12 protein-coding genes are annotated in these 14,998 nt (G+C 49.2%); 6 read left to right on the plus strand and 6 right to left on the minus strand.

Features of this window, described 5'->3' with window-relative positions:
- Positions 1–71 precede the first annotated feature (71 nt).
- The gene (pgeF, locus tag ACTHUR_RS02390) at positions 72–842 is read right to left on the minus strand and encodes a peptidoglycan editing factor PgeF (RefSeq protein WP_070695640.1); all 771 of its coding nucleotides are present in this window, start codon (positions 840–842) and stop codon (positions 72–74) included.
- Positions 843–924: 82 nt separating this feature from the next.
- Entirely contained in the window at positions 925–2,049 is a 1,125-nt protein-coding gene (rluD, locus tag ACTHUR_RS02395; RefSeq protein WP_070695639.1) for a 23S rRNA pseudouridine(1911/1915/1917) synthase RluD, read from the minus strand.
- Between rluD and ACTHUR_RS02400 the strand changes: the two genes are divergently transcribed.
- From ACTHUR_RS02400 to pflA, 5 genes are all read left to right on the plus strand, one after another.
- The gene (locus ACTHUR_RS02400) at positions 2,048–2,851 is read left to right on the plus strand and encodes an outer membrane protein assembly factor BamD (protein ID WP_003680807.1); all 804 of its coding nucleotides are present in this window, start codon (positions 2,048–2,050) and stop codon (positions 2,849–2,851) included. The two genes, rluD and ACTHUR_RS02400, sit on opposite strands and share 2 nt — an antisense overlap.
- A 321-nt stretch (positions 2,852–3,172) precedes the next feature.
- Positions 3,173–4,330: an ATP phosphoribosyltransferase regulatory subunit gene (locus ACTHUR_RS02405; protein WP_049336776.1), complete on the plus strand. Its 1,158-nt coding sequence runs from the start codon at positions 3,173–3,175 to the stop codon at positions 4,328–4,330.
- A gap of 43 nt (positions 4,331–4,373) precedes the next feature.
- The gene (locus tag ACTHUR_RS02410; protein WP_049336775.1) at positions 4,374–5,672 is read left to right on the plus strand and encodes an adenylosuccinate synthase; all 1,299 of its coding nucleotides are present in this window, start codon (positions 4,374–4,376) and stop codon (positions 5,670–5,672) included.
- A 302-nt stretch (positions 5,673–5,974) separates the two neighbouring features.
- Positions 5,975–8,260 carry a formate C-acetyltransferase gene (pflB, locus tag ACTHUR_RS02415; RefSeq protein WP_049336774.1) on the plus strand — a complete coding sequence of 762 codons (2,286 nt, stop codon included), beginning with the start codon at positions 5,975–5,977 and terminating at the stop codon, positions 8,258–8,260.
- A gap of 139 nt (positions 8,261–8,399) precedes the next feature.
- Complete coding sequence (gene pflA / locus ACTHUR_RS02420) at positions 8,400–9,206, plus strand: pyruvate formate lyase 1-activating protein (RefSeq protein ID WP_440361120.1); 807 nt, start codon at positions 8,400–8,402, stop codon at positions 9,204–9,206.
- Positions 9,207–9,272: 66 nt separating this feature from the next.
- Here pflA and ACTHUR_RS02425 read toward each other — a convergent pair whose 3' ends face one another.
- Positions 9,273–10,985: a proline--tRNA ligase gene (locus ACTHUR_RS02425; protein WP_039862211.1), complete on the minus strand. Its 1,713-nt coding sequence runs from the start codon at positions 10,983–10,985 to the stop codon at positions 9,273–9,275.
- A gap of 301 nt (positions 10,986–11,286) precedes the next feature.
- Positions 11,287–11,457: a hypothetical protein gene (locus ACTHUR_RS02430; protein ID WP_004519914.1), complete on the minus strand. Its 171-nt coding sequence runs from the start codon at positions 11,455–11,457 to the stop codon at positions 11,287–11,289.
- A gap of 24 nt (positions 11,458–11,481) precedes the next feature.
- On the opposite strand from ACTHUR_RS02430, the gene fghA reads away from it, so the two are divergent.
- On the plus strand, positions 11,482–12,330 hold the full coding sequence (gene fghA, locus ACTHUR_RS02435) for an S-formylglutathione hydrolase (protein ID WP_049336773.1): 849 nt from the start codon (positions 11,482–11,484) through the stop codon (positions 12,328–12,330).
- 93 nt (positions 12,331–12,423) lie between these two features.
- Here the strand turns inward: fghA and recA are convergent, their stop codons facing one another.
- Positions 12,424–13,470: a recombinase RecA gene (gene recA / locus ACTHUR_RS02440; RefSeq protein WP_003680794.1), complete on the minus strand. Its 1,047-nt coding sequence runs from the start codon at positions 13,468–13,470 to the stop codon at positions 12,424–12,426.
- A 147-nt stretch (positions 13,471–13,617) separates the two neighbouring features.
- The gene (aroA, locus tag ACTHUR_RS02445) at positions 13,618–14,910 is read right to left on the minus strand and encodes a 3-phosphoshikimate 1-carboxyvinyltransferase (RefSeq protein WP_039862183.1); all 1,293 of its coding nucleotides are present in this window, start codon (positions 14,908–14,910) and stop codon (positions 13,618–13,620) included.
- Positions 14,911–14,998: the final 88 nt, after the last annotated feature.

Genomic DNA, 14,998 nt, shown 5'->3' on the forward strand with positions numbered 1-14,998 from the left:
ATAATGTTTAGGCCGTCTGAAACCGTAAACGGAAAGTCTTTCAGACGGCCTTGTCTTTGATGGCGAAAATCTTATTTTTCCAACCAAATCAGGCTGACCATGCGGCCGGTTTGTCCGTCGCGGCGGTAGGAGAAGAAAGTATCGCGCTCCAAGACAGTGCAATGGGTGCCGCCATAAATCATGTTCACGCCTTCGCGGTGCAGAACCATGCGCGCCAAAGCGTAAATGTCGGCAAGGTATTTGCCGCCGCCGATGTCTTCAAACGCATCTGCAGCTTCTGGCATGGGTGTGCAAAACGCATCAAATACATCTTGTCCCACCTCAAACGCATCAGGGCCGATGGCAGGGGCGAGATAGGCCATGATTTCCAACGGCTCGACATTCATTGCTGCAATAGTGTTTTGCAAAACGCCACCGGCCAAACCGCGCCAACCTGCATGAGCTGCTGCAACGACTGTCCCTGCTTTGTCGCAAAACAAGACAGGCAGGCAATCGGCAGTCATCGAAGCGCAAGCGACTGTTCCCGTTGTATCCACCGAGGCATCAGCGTCGGGTGTATTTCCTAACGCTTCGACGGCATTTACAACAATGGTGCTGTGGATTTGATTGAGGTAGGCAACGGGCAGGCCGACTTGTTCCTGTACGATTTCGCGGTTGCGGAGCACGGCTTCCAGATTGTCGCCGACGTGCGAACCGACATTCAGGCTGCGGTATACGCCTTCGCTGACACCGCCGTTGCGCGTGGTAATAAGCGTTTTAACATTGGCAGGAGCAGACCAGTCGGCAGTTAAAAAATTTTTGCCTTGCGGGGTGAGGTTTAGGGTATCTGTGATGGTTTTCATAATCTTTGAGTCGCTGAAATATTGGAACGGATTGATTTCAGACGGCCTCAAAATAATATTTTAGGCCGTCTGAAAAATGGATTTAATCCCTCACATAAACCACTTCGACATCGTAGTCGTCTTCATTCCAATCGTCGTCATCGTCCATGCCGAATTTCTCTTGCCATTCTTCCTCGTTGCTTAGGGACGAATCCAAACCGGCTTCCAGACGCAGGACGGAAAGCAGGTGGTACATATCGTCAGGCATAGGCGCTTCAAAGGAAACGGTTTCGCCGGTTTTCGGGTGTACAAAGCTCAAGCGGTAGGCATGCAGGGCTTGGCGCGCGCCGAGGGCTTTGATGGCTTCTTTAACCGCATCGCTGCATGGATGGCGCAGGTTGCCGTAAACAGGATCGGCGGCCAGCGGATGGTTGGCTTCGCGCATATGAACGCGGATTTGGTGGGTGCGGCCGGTTTCGAGCGAGCATTCGATGTAGCTGTGCGCCAGATAACGTTCCAACACTTTGACGTGGGAAATGGCAGGTTTGCCGCCAAATTTGACGACTGCCATTTTCAGGCGGTTGTGTGGATCGCGGCCGATTTGGGTTTCAATTTTGCCGTCGAAAGGAACAATGCCGTTGGCGACTGCACGGTAAATGCGTTTGACTGTGCGCTCTTGAAGTTGTTGAACCAGTGAGTTTTGCGCCGGCAGGGTTTTAGCGACCACCATCAGACCGCTGGTTTCTTTGTCCAAACGGTGTACGATACCCGCACGCGGCACTTGGCTTAATTCGGGACAGTGCGCCAACAGGCCGTTGAGCAGGGTGCCGCTCCAGTTGCCTGCGGCAGGATGGACGACCAATCCGGCCGGTTTGTTGATGACGATGACGGTATCGTCTTCGTAAATAATGTCCAAATCCATCGGTTCGGGCGTGAACGCGAGGTTTTCTTCGCTCGGACGTACCGTAACGGCAATCAATTCACCGCCTATCATTTTATCTTTGGGTTGCGCGGGCTTATCGTTTACAATGACTGCACCCTCTTTAATCCACGAACTCAGGCGGTTGCGCGAGTAGTCGGGCATGAGTTTGGCCAATACGGCATCCAGCCTTCCGCCCGCCATTTCGAGCGGAACGGTCAAATTAACACAACTTTCTGTTTCAGGGGATGACGGAAAGTCTAAATCATCGCTATAATCGGCTTCGTTATCAAAGGAAGTATTCTGCATGAAAAAAATTCTTTTAGTAGTTTCTTTAGGTTTGGCACTGAGTGCCTGCGCAAATAAAGGCACAATCGATAAAGACGCCCAAATTACTCAAGATTGGAGTGTGGAAAAGCTTTATGCCGAAGCGCAAGACGAGTTGAACAGCAACAATTATACGCGAGCTGTCAAGTTATACGAAATTTTAGAATCCCGTTTTCCAAACGGCCGCTATGCCCAGCAGTCCCAGTTGGATACGGCGTATGCCTATTATAAAGACGATGAGCCGGAAAAAGCCTTGGCTGCCATTGCGCGCTTCCAACGCCATCATCCGCAACATCCGAATATGGACTACGCGCTGTACTTGAAAGGTTTGGTCCTGTTTAACGAAGACCAGTCTTTCTTGAACAAGCTGGCTTCCCAAGACTGGTCCGACCGCGACCCGAAAGCCAACCGCGATGCTTATCAGGCGTTTGCCGAGTTGGTTCAACGTTATCCAAACAGCAAATACGCTGCCGATGCAACCGAGCGTATGGCCAAACTGGTGGACGCTTTGGGTGGTAACGAAATATCTGTGGCGCGTTATTACATGAAACGCGGTGCTTATGTCGCAGCGGCCAACCGTGCGCAAAAAATCGTTAGCCGTTACCAAAATACCCGTTACGTCGAAGAAGCTTTGGCGATGATGGAATTGGCATACAAAAAACTGGACAAGCCGCAACTGGCTGCCGATACACGCCGTGTTTTGGAAACCAACTTCCCGCAAAGCCCGTTCTTGCAACACGAATGGCGATCTGACGATATGCCTTGGTGGCGTTACTGGCGTTAAGCGTCGAGTTGTTCAGGCATGAATAAGGCCGTCTGAAAATGATGCATCTATGCATTTGGTTTTCAGACGGCCTTTGTTTTTAATGTTTTTTTACGTTTCCTGCAAACAGGGTGCAAAATTTGTTTTAATATGGTAAAGTCTGATTTTAATAACTCGACGGTTTGAAGCCGTCACTCAGGGGCTGTTTAAATTTAAAATCAGTTTTGTTGAAGCCGCATCGGATGTGCCATCGATGCATTCAGGAAAATTTCAGTCGTCAGGCTGATTTGGTTTTAAATTTAAGCAGCCCTTTGTGTTTACAAAAAACAGAGGTAGATTCTCATGAAGTCTTGGCAGCTTCCTGAACACGTCGCCGACGTATTGCCGACCAATGCGCGACAATTGGAAAGCGCCCGTGAGCGGCTGTTGGCTTTGTTCCGCGTGCATGGTTATGAATTGGTGCAACCGCCATTGATGGAATACAGCCATTCTTTATTGACGCATATCGATGCCGGTTTGTCTTTGAAAACCATTTTGGTCGTCGATCAGCTTAGCGGCCGTCAGCTCGGTATCCGCGCGGATATTACGCCGCAGGTGGCGCGTATTGATGCCCACTTGCTTTCTGCCAACCAGGGCATCAACCGTTTATGCTATGCCGGTTCGGTGCTTCATGCGCGGCCTGACGGATTGCTCAATATGCGCGAGCCTTTACAGGCAGGTGCGGAAATGTATGGCTTGGAAGGCATTGAAGCGGATATTGAATTGATTGATTTGATGCTGAAAAGCATGAAGATTGCCGACATGGGCGAAGTTTTGCTTTCGTTGGGCCATATCGGCGTATTCCGTGCTTTGGCAAATGCCGCGCATTTAGATGAGCAGCAATCGGCAACCCTGCTGTCATCGATGCAGGACAAAGATGCCGAGGTTGTCAGCCAGTTGGTTAAAGAGTGGAAACTTGACGGTATGTGGGCAAAAGCGTTTTCATTGTTGCCCCGACTGTACGGTGGTCGTGAAGTGCTGACTGTGGCTCGTGAGAAATTACCGGAATTGTCCGCAGTCAGTGCGGCCTTGGATGAATTGCAGGCAGTATGCGATGCGTTCACAAATCAAAAAGTGCATATAGATTTGTCGGAACTGCGCGTTGACAATTACCACACCGGTTTGCTTTACGCGGCTTATGGTTCAAACCGTCATGATGCCGTGGCACGTGGCGGCCGTTATGACGGATTGGGCGGATACTTCGGACGAGCGCGTCCTGCAGCCGGATTCAGTTTTGATTTGCGCAGCTTCATCGGCCGCCTTCCTGCTATCGGACGGGAATCCGTGGTGGCTGTTGATGTAAAAGACATGCCCGCAGCTCAAGAAGCGGTAGATGCTTTGCGCGAACAAGGACAATGTGTCGTTATCGATTACGGTATCGGCTATAACGGTTCGGAAGAGGTTACAGGCCGTCTGAAACAGGTAGACGGCGTTTGGAAAGTAATCGCTTTGAACGATTGAGTTTTATTTTGAAATTTTGTATCTGAAATAAGGTTAGATGGCTATGGCTAAAAATGTTGTCGTAATCGGTGCCCAATGGGGTGATGAAGGCAAAGGTAAGATTGTTGACTGGCTGGCGGAAGAAACCAGCGGTGTAGTACGTTTCCAAGGCGGCCACAATGCCGGCCATACTTTGGTCGTCGGTGGCAAAAAAACCATTTTGCGCCTGATTCCAAGCGGCATTTTGCACGAGACTTTGGACTGCTTCATCGGCTCAGGCGTTGTCGTTTCTCCTGAAGCATTGTTGGGTGAAATCGATGAATTGAACGCTGCCGGTGTGAAAAACGTCGAAGGCCGTCTGAAAATTGCGCCAACCTGCCCATTGATTCTGCCTTACCACATTGCGCTTGACCAAGCACGCGAAGCTTCCCGCGGTAAAAGCAAAATTGGTACAACCGGTCGCGGCATCGGCCCAGCCTATGAAGATAAAGTTGCCCGTCGCGCGATTCGCGTGGTGGACTTGTTGCACCCTGAAAAACTGGTTGAAAAACTGGAAGCTGTTTTGGCTTATTACAATGTTCAGTTGCAACACCTGCACAATGCCGAGCCGGTAAAAGTTGAAGATGTGATGGCGGTCATTGAAAAAGTTGCACCGCGCATTACGCCGATGATTACCGATGTTTCCCGTGTTTTGAACGAGAAAAACCGCAAAGGCGAAAGCCTGTTGTTTGAAGGCGCACAAGGTACGTTGCTGGACATCGACTACGGTACTTATCCGTTTGTAACTTCGTCCAACTGCTTGGCAGGTGCCGCTTCTGCCGGTGCAGGCGTGGGCCCGCAAATGCAGGATTACGTTTTGGGTATCGTTAAAGCCTATACCACCCGCGTGGGTTCCGGCCCATTCCCGACTGAATTGTTTGACGAAGTGGGCGCAGGCTTGGCTGAACGCGGCCATGAGTTCGGCTCCGTAACCGGTCGTGCGCGTCGTTGTGGCTGGTTTGACGCAGCTGCTCTGAAACGCTCTATTCAAGTTAACGGCATTTCCGGCATGTGCATTACCAAGCTGGACGTGATGGATGGTATTGAGAATATCAATATCTGTGTAGGTTATGAATTGCCTGATGGCAGCAAAACCGACATTCTGCCTTGCGGCTCCGATGCGGTAGAAACCTGCAAACCGATTTATGAAACCATGCCGGGTTGGAGCGAGTCGACTTTCGGTGTGAAAGAGTACGACAAGCTGCCTGAAAACGCTAAAGCTTATCTGAAACGTATTGAAGAAGTGTGCGGTGCGCCTGTGGCCATTGTTTCAACCGGTCCTGACCGTGAAGAAACCATTGTTTTGCATCATCCGTTTGCTTAATTGATTAAGTGAATAAAAGGCCGTCTGAAAATTCAGACGGCCTTTTATATAAAATGCAATAAAAACTCAGCCCTGAAGAACACCTGTCTTCAGGGCTGAATTTTGTATTTTACGCTGTTTTTAAGTACGAATGTTTGGAAAGTGAGATGTAGTGCCAAGTAACAATTATTCTCATTGACGTAAATCAAGAAAAACCAAATCTGTAATTTTATTTCATAAAAACCCCTGTAAATAAATGGGTATTGATGTTATCCTTTCAGAAAATTTACAGTCTATATTTTCAATAAAATTAGGAGCTTGATATGTCAAATGATGTTCAGCAACGTCCAGCCGCTTGGGAAGGTTTTGTCGGTGGCAACTGGGAAACCAACGTAGATGTCCGCGATTTTATTCAAAAAAACTACACGCCATATGAAGGCGATGCCTCTTTCTTGGCACCAGCAACCGAAGCCACAACCAAACTGTGGGCGGAAGTGATGGAAGGTATCAAGGTTGAAAACCGTACACACGAGCCGTATAAAATCGACGCGCAAATCGTCTCCGGTATTACCAGCCACGCTCCAGGCTACATCAACAAAGATTTGGAAACCATTGTCGGCCTGCAAACAGACGAGCCTTTGAAACGCTCTATCATGCCGTTTGGCGGTTTGAAAATGGTGCAAGACGCGTGCAAAGTGTACAACGTTGAATTGAATCCCGAAGTCAGCGAAATTTTCACCAAATACCGCAAAACCCACAACCAAGGCGTATTTGACGTTTATACGCCCGACATCCGCCGCTGCCGCAAATCAGGCGTGATTACCGGCCTGCCGGATGCTTATGGCCGCGGCCGTATTATCGGCGACTACCGCCGCGTGGCATTGTACGGTATCGACTTCTTGATGAAAGACAAACTCAACCAGTTCAACTCACTGCAAGCCGATTTGGAAAACGGTGTGGACTTGGAAGAAGTGATCCGCCGCCGCGAAGAAATCAATGAGCAATATAAAGCATTGAACCAAATGAAAGAAATGGCAGCTTCTTACGGCTACGATATTTCCGGCCCTGCAAAAAATGCACAAGAAGCCATCCAATGGACTTACTTTGCCTACCTCGCTGCCGTTAAATCTCAAAACGGTGCGGCGATGTCTTTCGGCCGTGTATCTTCATTCTTGGACATCTACATCGAACGCGACCTGAAAAACGGTGTGATTACCGAAACCCAAGCGCAAGAATTCATTGACCACTTGGTGATGAAACTGCGTATGGTCCGTTTCCTGCGTACTCCGGAATACGATCAACTGTTCTCCGGCGACCCGATTTGGGCAACCGAATCTATCGGTGGCATGGGCTTGGATGGCCGTACCTTGGTAACCCGCACCAACTTCCGCGTGCTGCATACTCTGTACAACATGGGCCCGTCTCCTGAGCCAAACATCACTGTATTGTGGTCAGAACAACTGCCGCAAGGCTTTAAAGAATTCTGCGCCAAAGTATCCATCGATACTTCGTCCATCCAATACGAAAACGACGATTTGATGCGCCCTGACTTCAATAGCGACGACTACGCCATTGCCTGCTGCGTCAGCCCGATGGTGGTCGGCAAACAAATGCAGTTCTTCGGCGCACGCGCCAACTTGGCTAAAACTCTGCTGTACGCAATCAATGGCGGCGTGGACGAGAAATCTAAAGAGCAAGTTGGTCCGAAAACCGAGCCGATTATGGACGAAGTTTTGGACTACGACACTGTCTTTGAGCGCATGGACAAATTCATGGATTGGTTGGCAACCCAATACGTTACCGCGCTGAACATTATTCACTACATGCACGACAAATACAGCTACGAAGCTGCATTGATGGCATTGCATGACCGTGATGTGAAACGTACGATGGCATGCGGTATCGCCGGTTTGTCTGTGGCTGCCGACTCATTGTCCGCCATTAAGTACGCCAAAGTGAAACCGATTCGTGACGAAAATGGCATTGCCGTTGACTTCGAAATCGAAGGCGAATACCCACAATTTGGTAACAACGACGACCGCGTTGACGATATTGCTTGCGATTTGGTTGAACGCTTCATGAAAAAAGTGGCAACCCACAAAACTTACCGCAACGCCACTCCGACTCAGTCCGTACTGACCATTACTTCCAACGTTGTTTACGGTAAGAAAACCGGTAATACTCCAGACGGCCGCCGTGCAGGCGCTCCGTTTGGTCCGGGTGCAAACCCAATGCACGGTCGTGACGTCAACGGTGCAGTCGCTTCATTGACTTCCGTAGCCAAACTGCCATTTGAGTTTGCCAAAGACGGTATTTCCTATACCTTCTCCATTATTCCTGGCGCGTTGGGTAAAGACGAGTATTCTCGCGAACGCAACCTTGCCGGTTTGATGGACGGTTATTTCCACCATGAAGACGGTATTTTGGAAGGCGGCCAACACTTGAACGTCAACGTATTGAATCGCGAGACTTTGGAAGATGCGATGCACAATCCAGAGAAATATCCGCAGTTGACCATTCGTGTGTCCGGTTATGCGGTTCGCTTCAACTCGCTGACCCGCGAACAACAGCTTGACGTGATTACCCGTACATTCACAGAAACCATGTAATCCGGGTGGAGAAACAAACCGGAAGCTAAATTTGCATTTGGTTTGTTTTGAAACAAAGCTCCGAGGCCGTCTGAAATGTTCAGACGGCCTTTATTATCGTACAATCCATATAAGCAAAAACATTTTTGAGCCGAACACTATGTCCACGACTTTTGCCATTACCCCCGAGCTGGCACTGAAAGACCTTGGCCACCGTCACTATAACGGTAAAGGCATTATTCATTCGATTGAATCTTGCGGTGCTGTCGATGGTCCGGGTTTGCGCTACGTGCTCTTTTTGCAAGGCTGCCTGATGCGTTGCCTGTATTGCCATAATCGTGACACATGGGATCTTCATACTGAGCAGGCGCAGGAATTGGATGTGGCAACTGTGATGAAGCAGGTCATGACCTATCGTCATTATTTGCGTGCGACAGGCGGAGGCGTAACGGCAACCGGCGGCGAGCCGTTATTGCAATATGAGTTTGTATGCGATTGGTTTACGGCCTGTCGGGAACACGATATCCATACCTGTCTAGACAGCAATGGCTATGCTTTGCACTATGATTCGATTTTGGATGATTTGCTCGATCATACCAATTTGGTCATGCTCGACTTAAAACAAATCGATCCTGAAATTCATAAAGTGCTTGTCGGTATTCCAAATACCAAAACGCTGAAATTCGCGCGCTATCTTGCTGAACGCAATCAGCCGACGCGTGTGCGTTATGTGGTTGTTCCCGGTTATACCGATGATGAGCGGTCAGCGCATTTATTGGGCGAGTTTATCGGTGATATGGATAATGTCGAAATGGTCGAGCTCTTGCCGTATCACGAATTGGGCGCACACAAATGGGCTTTGTGCGGCGACGAATACAAATTAAAAGGCGTACATCCGCCGCCCAAAGAAACCATTCTGAAAATCAAAGAAATATTAGAGAGCTACGGAAAAAACATTATTTATTAAAACAGAAAAAGGCCGTCTGAAACGAAATAATCAGTTTCAGACGGCCTTTTCATTATTGAAAAAAATTTAAGCGTTCAATGCGGCCAAAACCTTGGCGACAACTTCTGATACTGCAACGGCTTGAGCCTGATTGTTACGGCGCTCGGCATATTCGACATTGCCTTCTTTCAATGCGCGATCGCCGATCACGATGCGGTGAGGAATACCCAACAGCTCGGAGTCATTCAGCAATACGCCTGCACGTTCGTCGCGGTCATCCAACAAAACATCCGCACCAGCAGCCAAAAGCTCGGCGTAGATTTTGTCGGCGGCTTCGCGCACGGCGTCTGATTTTTTGTAGTTCATCGGCACGATAACGACTTCAAACGGCGCCATTGCTTTGGTCCAAACAATGCCTTTTTCGTCGTTGTTTTGTTCGATGGCGGCGGCCACAACGCGGGTAATACCGATACCGTAGCAGCCCATTTCCATGATTTGGGATTTGCCGTTATTGTCCAAGAAGCTGACATTCATGGCTTGGGTATATTTGTCGCGCAATTGGAAAACGTGGCCGACTTCAATACCGCGCGCCAGTTTCAGACGGCCTTGTTCGTCAGGGCTAATGTCGCCTTCGATGACATTGCGTAAATCGACAAATTCAGGCTCGGCAGCATCTCGGCCGAAGTTGAAGCCGGTATAGTGGTAGTCGTCTTCGTTTGCGCCGATAACCCAGTCTGCGCCTTTTTCGGTGGCGAAATCGGCATAGACTTTGCCTTTGAAGTTGACAGGGCCGAGAGAGCCGCCGTTGGCGCCGAACTGTTCAATAATCGCGGCAGGGCTTGCCATGGTCAGTGGCGATTTCACGCCGGCCAGTTTTTCCGCCTTGATGTCGTTAAACTCATGGTCGCCACGCAACAGCAGCAGGACGAGTTCGCCTTCGTTTTCGCCTTCAACCACGATGGATTTGAGGGTTTGTTCAACCGGAATATTGAGGAATTCAACCAAAGACTCAATGGTTTTGACATTTGGTGTATGTACTTTGGTCAACTCGGCCTGAGCAGCGGCGCGTTCGCCTTTGAGCGGCAAGGTGGGTGCCAATTCGATATTGGCGGCGTAATCGGAAGTATCGCTGTATGCGATAACGTCTTCGCCGCTTTCAGCCAATACTTGGAATTCGTGAGAGCCGGTACCACCGATGCTGCCGGTGTCTGCGGCTACGGGGCGGAATTCCAAGCCCAGACGGGTAAAGATACGGCAGTAAGCGTCGTACATATCCTGATAGGTCGTCTGAAGCGAGGCATAGTCGGCATGGAAGGAATAAGCGTCTTTCATGACGAACTCGCGCGCGCGCATCACACCGAAGCGCGGACGCACTTCATCGCGGAATTTGGTTTGGATGTGATAAAAGTTTTTCGGCAGTTGTTTGTAGCTGTTGACTTCTTTGCGCACGATGTCGGCAATCACTTCTTCACAAGTCGGACCCATACAGAAATCACGGTCATGACGGTCTTTCAGGCGCAGCAGTTCTTTACCGTAAAACTCCCAGCGGCCGGATTCCTGCCACAGCTCGGCAGGTTGTACCACCGGCATCAGCAGCTCCACGCTACCTGCGCGGGCCATTTCTTCACGCACGATATTTTCAACTTTGCGCAATACGCGCAGACCCATCGGCATCCAAGTATAAAGACCGGATGCGTTGGCTTTGATCAAGCCGGCACGAATCATCAGCTTGTGGCTGGCAAGTGCGGCTTCGGCAGGGGCTTCTTTAAGGGTAGAAATGAAGAACTGGGAGGCTTTCATGGCGTATTTTTCTTTCTTAAAAATAAGTGCGTATTGTAACGCAAAATGTATGGCCGCGTGTCTTTTGAATGGCATCTGATGAAATCGGCCGTTGTTTTACGCAGCTTTTGATTCGGGGTGATTTTTAGGGATGTCAACCCTAATTTATGCACAAAGCCGCATAACCTTGTTTTACCTATAAATTTTCACTGTATGATTATAGTAAAATCTTATAAATATAACCACTTGATTTTATTATATTTTATTTGATTAAATTTTAGTCAATTTAAGACTTGGTTTGTTCCTAAAGAAAATTTTACGATTACCCAAAGCTTATCAACAGATTTATCCACAGAGATTGTGTATAGATTTTAAATGCTGTCGGCGTAATGATTTCGCATGATTGGCAAGCCTTGTTTAAAGCAGATTGGGTTGCCTTAAAAAGATGGGGCAACAACACGATGAGCAGGTTTTGCGCTAACATTCTGCTCATTGTTGTTTCCTTACAAGGAATAAAATGAAAAATTCAGAATTGCATTTGCTGGAACGCAGAAAGATGTTTAACGGGTATCAGGAACGGTACCGCCATTTTTCTCAAACCTGCCGGACGGATATGGTATTTGATGTCTATCTGCCGCCACAAGTCTTAAAAGGCTATCCCGCGCCTGTTTTATATTTTCTTTCCGGCTTAAATAGTGATGGTTCTGAATTGGTTCAACAAAGCGGGATCCAACGTTTTGCGGCGCAATGGAATATTATCGTGGTTTTCCCGGATACCTCGCCACGCGGTCGGCATGTTGCCGACAGTGAGGAACATTATCTTGGACAGGGCGCCGGATTTTATGTCAATGCAACTGAAGCACCTTGGGCGCAGCATTACCAAATGGAAAGCTATATCAGCCAAGAATTGCCTGATTTGATCGAGCATCATTTTCCGGTAACGCAAGAGCGCAGCATTGCAGGTTTCAGCATGGGCGGGCATGGTGCGCTGCAGTTGGCTTTGAAGCATCCCGGCCGATATGCTGCGGTTTCAGCCTTTGCGCCTTTATGTCATCCTATCGATACGGAAGGCGGCAGGCAGGCGTTTTCGGCTTATTTGGGCCAAAACGTGGAAACGTGGAAACGCTATGACAGTACAGAGCTGCTTCAGACGGCCTCGCATAAATTGCCTGTTTTGATTGATGTCGGCAGTGAAGATGCTTTGTATCCTGAAGTCCTGCAACTGGAAGGGTTTGTCCGCTCAGCACGCGAAAAAGGTTTCAATATCCAATATAAAGTACGCCCGGGCTATGGGCATGACTATTTCTTTATTGCCAGCTTTATCGATTCGCATATTGAGTTTCATGCTCAGGCATTGGGGCTTTAAGCAGTATTGAATAAAAGGCCGTCTGAAATCCGATTAATGGTCGGATTTCAGACGGCCTTTTATTTGGTCTTTAACCTTTAATTTCAGACAGACTTATTCCTCAGGACGTTCGCCGTCGGTGTCGTCCAATTTGCCTTCGGTAATATCGACATTGATACCGACTGCCGCACGGATTTTGGCATCGATTTCGTTGGCGATATCAGGGTTTTCTTTCAGCCAAACGCGTACATTGTCTTTACCTTGGCCGATTTTTGCGCCGTTGTAGCTGTACCATGCGCCGGATTTTTCAACGATGTCATGTTTGACGCCCAAGTCGATCAATTCACCTTCCCAGCTAATGCCTTCGCCGTAAAGAATATCGAATTCGGCTTGACGGAACGGAGGGGCAACTTTGTTTTTGATGACTTTGACTTTGGTTTCGTTACCAATCACGTCATCGCCTTTTTTAATCTGACCGGTACGGCGGATGTCGAGGCGGACAGAGGCATAGAATTTGAGCGCGTTACCGCCGGTTGTGGTTTCAGGGCTGCCGAACATCACGCCGATTTTCATACGGATTTGGTTAATGAAAACAACCAATGTATTGGTGCGTTTGATGTGGCCGGTCAGTTTGCGCAGGGCTTGGCTCATCAGGCGGGCTTGCAGGCCGACGTGGCTGTCGCCCATTTCGCCTTCGATCTCGGCTTTAGGCACAAGTGCGGCTACGGAGTCGACAACGACCATATCGATACCGCCGGAGCGTACCAAGGTATCACAGATTTCCAATGCCTGTTCGCCGGTATCCGGTTGGGAGAGATAGAGTTCTTCAACTTTTACGCCGAGTTTGCGGGCGTAAATCGGGTCAAAAGCATGCTCGGCATCGATGAATGCGCAGATGCCGCCATTTTTTTGGCATTGGGCAATGGCTTCGAGACAGAGTGTAGTTTTACCGGAGGATTCCGGGCCGAAAATTTCAACCACGCGGCCGCGGGGCAGGCCGCCGACGCCGAGTGCTAAGTCCACGCCGAGGGAGCCGGTGGAAATAACATCAAGGTTTTCTTCCTGTTGGCTGCCGTCCATTTTCATGATGGAGCCTTTGCCGAAGTTTTTTTCGATTTGGGCAAGGGCTGCGGCTAAGGCTTTGCTTTTTTCGTCTGACATGTTTTCTCTCCGAAAGGAAATATGAATCGCTAAGAATTTATTTAGCTATTATCGCACAAATTAAGAAAAAGTATAGTTTTATTTTTATTTTTCAGACGGCCTGTGTTTTTTGTATGCAACAGGCCGTCTGAAATGTTGAATAATCAATCAGTTGGTCAATGATGCAAAAACTTGGAAATAGTCGGGGAAAGTTTTATGCGTACATTTCGGGTCGTTGATGATGACGGGGACGCCCAAAAGCGAAACCAGCGAGAAACACATGGCCATGCGGTGGTCGTCGTAAGTGTCGATAACGGCATCGGGGGTAAGCGTTTCGGGCGGCGTAATATGGATGGCTTCGGCTTCTTCGATGACGTCTGCGCCCAGTTTGCGCAGTTCGGTTGCCATGGCGGCGATACGGTCGGTTTCTTTGACGCGCCATGAGCCGATATTGCGCAGGGTGCAGGGTTGTTTGGTGGCCAGCGCAACAATGGCCAAGGTCATGGCCGCATCAGGAATATGGTTGGCATCTAAATCAAAAGCCTGAATCTTGCGCTCGGCAGGACGGGAAATTTCTACAAAATTTTCGCCCCAAATGACATCTGCGCCGATTTTTTCCAATTCACGCGCAAAGGCAACGTCGCCTTGAATACTGTGTGCGCCGATGCCGGTTACGCGGATGGGTGTACCGGCAATCAGGCCTGCGCCCAAGAAATAAGACGCGCTGGAGGCATCGCCTTCTACATATAAATGTTCGGGCGCATGATATTTGGCACCGGCCGGGATTTTAAATACACGGTAGTCTTCATTGATGATGTCCACACCGAACTGCGCCATCAGCTTGAGCGTGATGTCGATATAAGGTTTGGAAATCAACTCGCCTACCATGTGGATTTCAAATGCTTGTCCCGTCAAGGGCAAAGCCATCAGCAGGGCGGTCAGGAATTGGCTGGAAACATTGCCTTTAATCGGAATAACGCGCTCGCCGTTGTCTTGGCGTTTGCCGATCTGAAGAGGCGGATAGTTTTCATTGCCCAGATATTGTACGTCCGCTCCGGCAATACGCAACGCGTCGACCAAATCGCCGATAGGGCGTTCGTGCATACGCGGTACGCCATGCAGATGATAGTCGCCGCCCAAAACGGCAAGTGCGGCAGTCAAGGGGCGGAATGCCGTACCGGCATTGCCTAAAAACAAATCGGAGGATTGGTTGGGAAAGCGGCCGCCGGCACCATGAACTTTCAGACGGCCTTCAGGTAAAGATTCAATTTGCACGCCGAGTTTGTCGAGTGCTTCAAGCATTCGGTCGGTATCGTCGGATTTGAGCAAAGAATGGATTTCGCAAACGTTGTCGGAGAGTGCTGCCAAGAGCAGCGTGCGGTTGCTGATGCTTTTGGAACCGGGCAGGGCAACGGTGGAGGGCTTGAGTGTGGAAGCGGGCAGGCGGATGGATTCGGTCATTGGTTAGGATTTCAAATTGTAGACAAAACGATATTATACGCAGGCAAAGGCCGTCTGAAAAATGGAAGTGGCGTTGCAGGCAAGAAAA

The organism is Neisseria sp. P0021.S007 (assembly GCF_051956855.1).

Bases quoted from the DNA above. Each gene is read 5' to 3' on its own strand.
- recA (WP_003680794.1), bottom strand. From the start codon at position 13,470: ATGTCAGACGAAAAAAGCAAAGCCTTAGCCGCAGCCCTTGCCCAAATC.
- ACTHUR_RS02430 (WP_004519914.1), bottom strand. From the start codon at position 11,457: ATGAGCAGAATGTTAGCGCAAAACCTGCTCATCGTGTTGTTGCCCCAT.
- pflB (WP_049336774.1), top strand. From the start codon at position 5,975: ATGTCAAATGATGTTCAGCAACGTCCAGCCGCTTGGGAAGGTTTTGTC.
- ACTHUR_RS02405 (WP_049336776.1), top strand. From the start codon at position 3,173: ATGAAGTCTTGGCAGCTTCCTGAACACGTCGCCGACGTATTGCCGACC.
- fghA (WP_049336773.1), top strand. From the start codon at position 11,482: ATGAAAAATTCAGAATTGCATTTGCTGGAACGCAGAAAGATGTTTAAC.
- ACTHUR_RS02410 (WP_049336775.1), top strand. From the start codon at position 4,374: ATGGCTAAAAATGTTGTCGTAATCGGTGCCCAATGGGGTGATGAAGGC.
- rluD (WP_070695639.1), bottom strand. From the start codon at position 2,049: ATGCAGAATACTTCCTTTGATAACGAAGCCGATTATAGCGATGATTTA.
- aroA (WP_039862183.1), bottom strand. From the start codon at position 14,910: ATGACCGAATCCATCCGCCTGCCCGCTTCCACACTCAAGCCCTCCACC.
- ACTHUR_RS02400 (WP_003680807.1), top strand. From the start codon at position 2,048: ATGAAAAAAATTCTTTTAGTAGTTTCTTTAGGTTTGGCACTGAGTGCC.
- ACTHUR_RS02425 (WP_039862211.1), bottom strand. From the start codon at position 10,985: ATGAAAGCCTCCCAGTTCTTCATTTCTACCCTTAAAGAAGCCCCTGCC.
- pgeF (WP_070695640.1), bottom strand. From the start codon at position 842: ATGAAAACCATCACAGATACCCTAAACCTCACCCCGCAAGGCAAAAAT.
- pflA (WP_440361120.1), top strand. From the start codon at position 8,400: ATGTCCACGACTTTTGCCATTACCCCCGAGCTGGCACTGAAAGACCTT.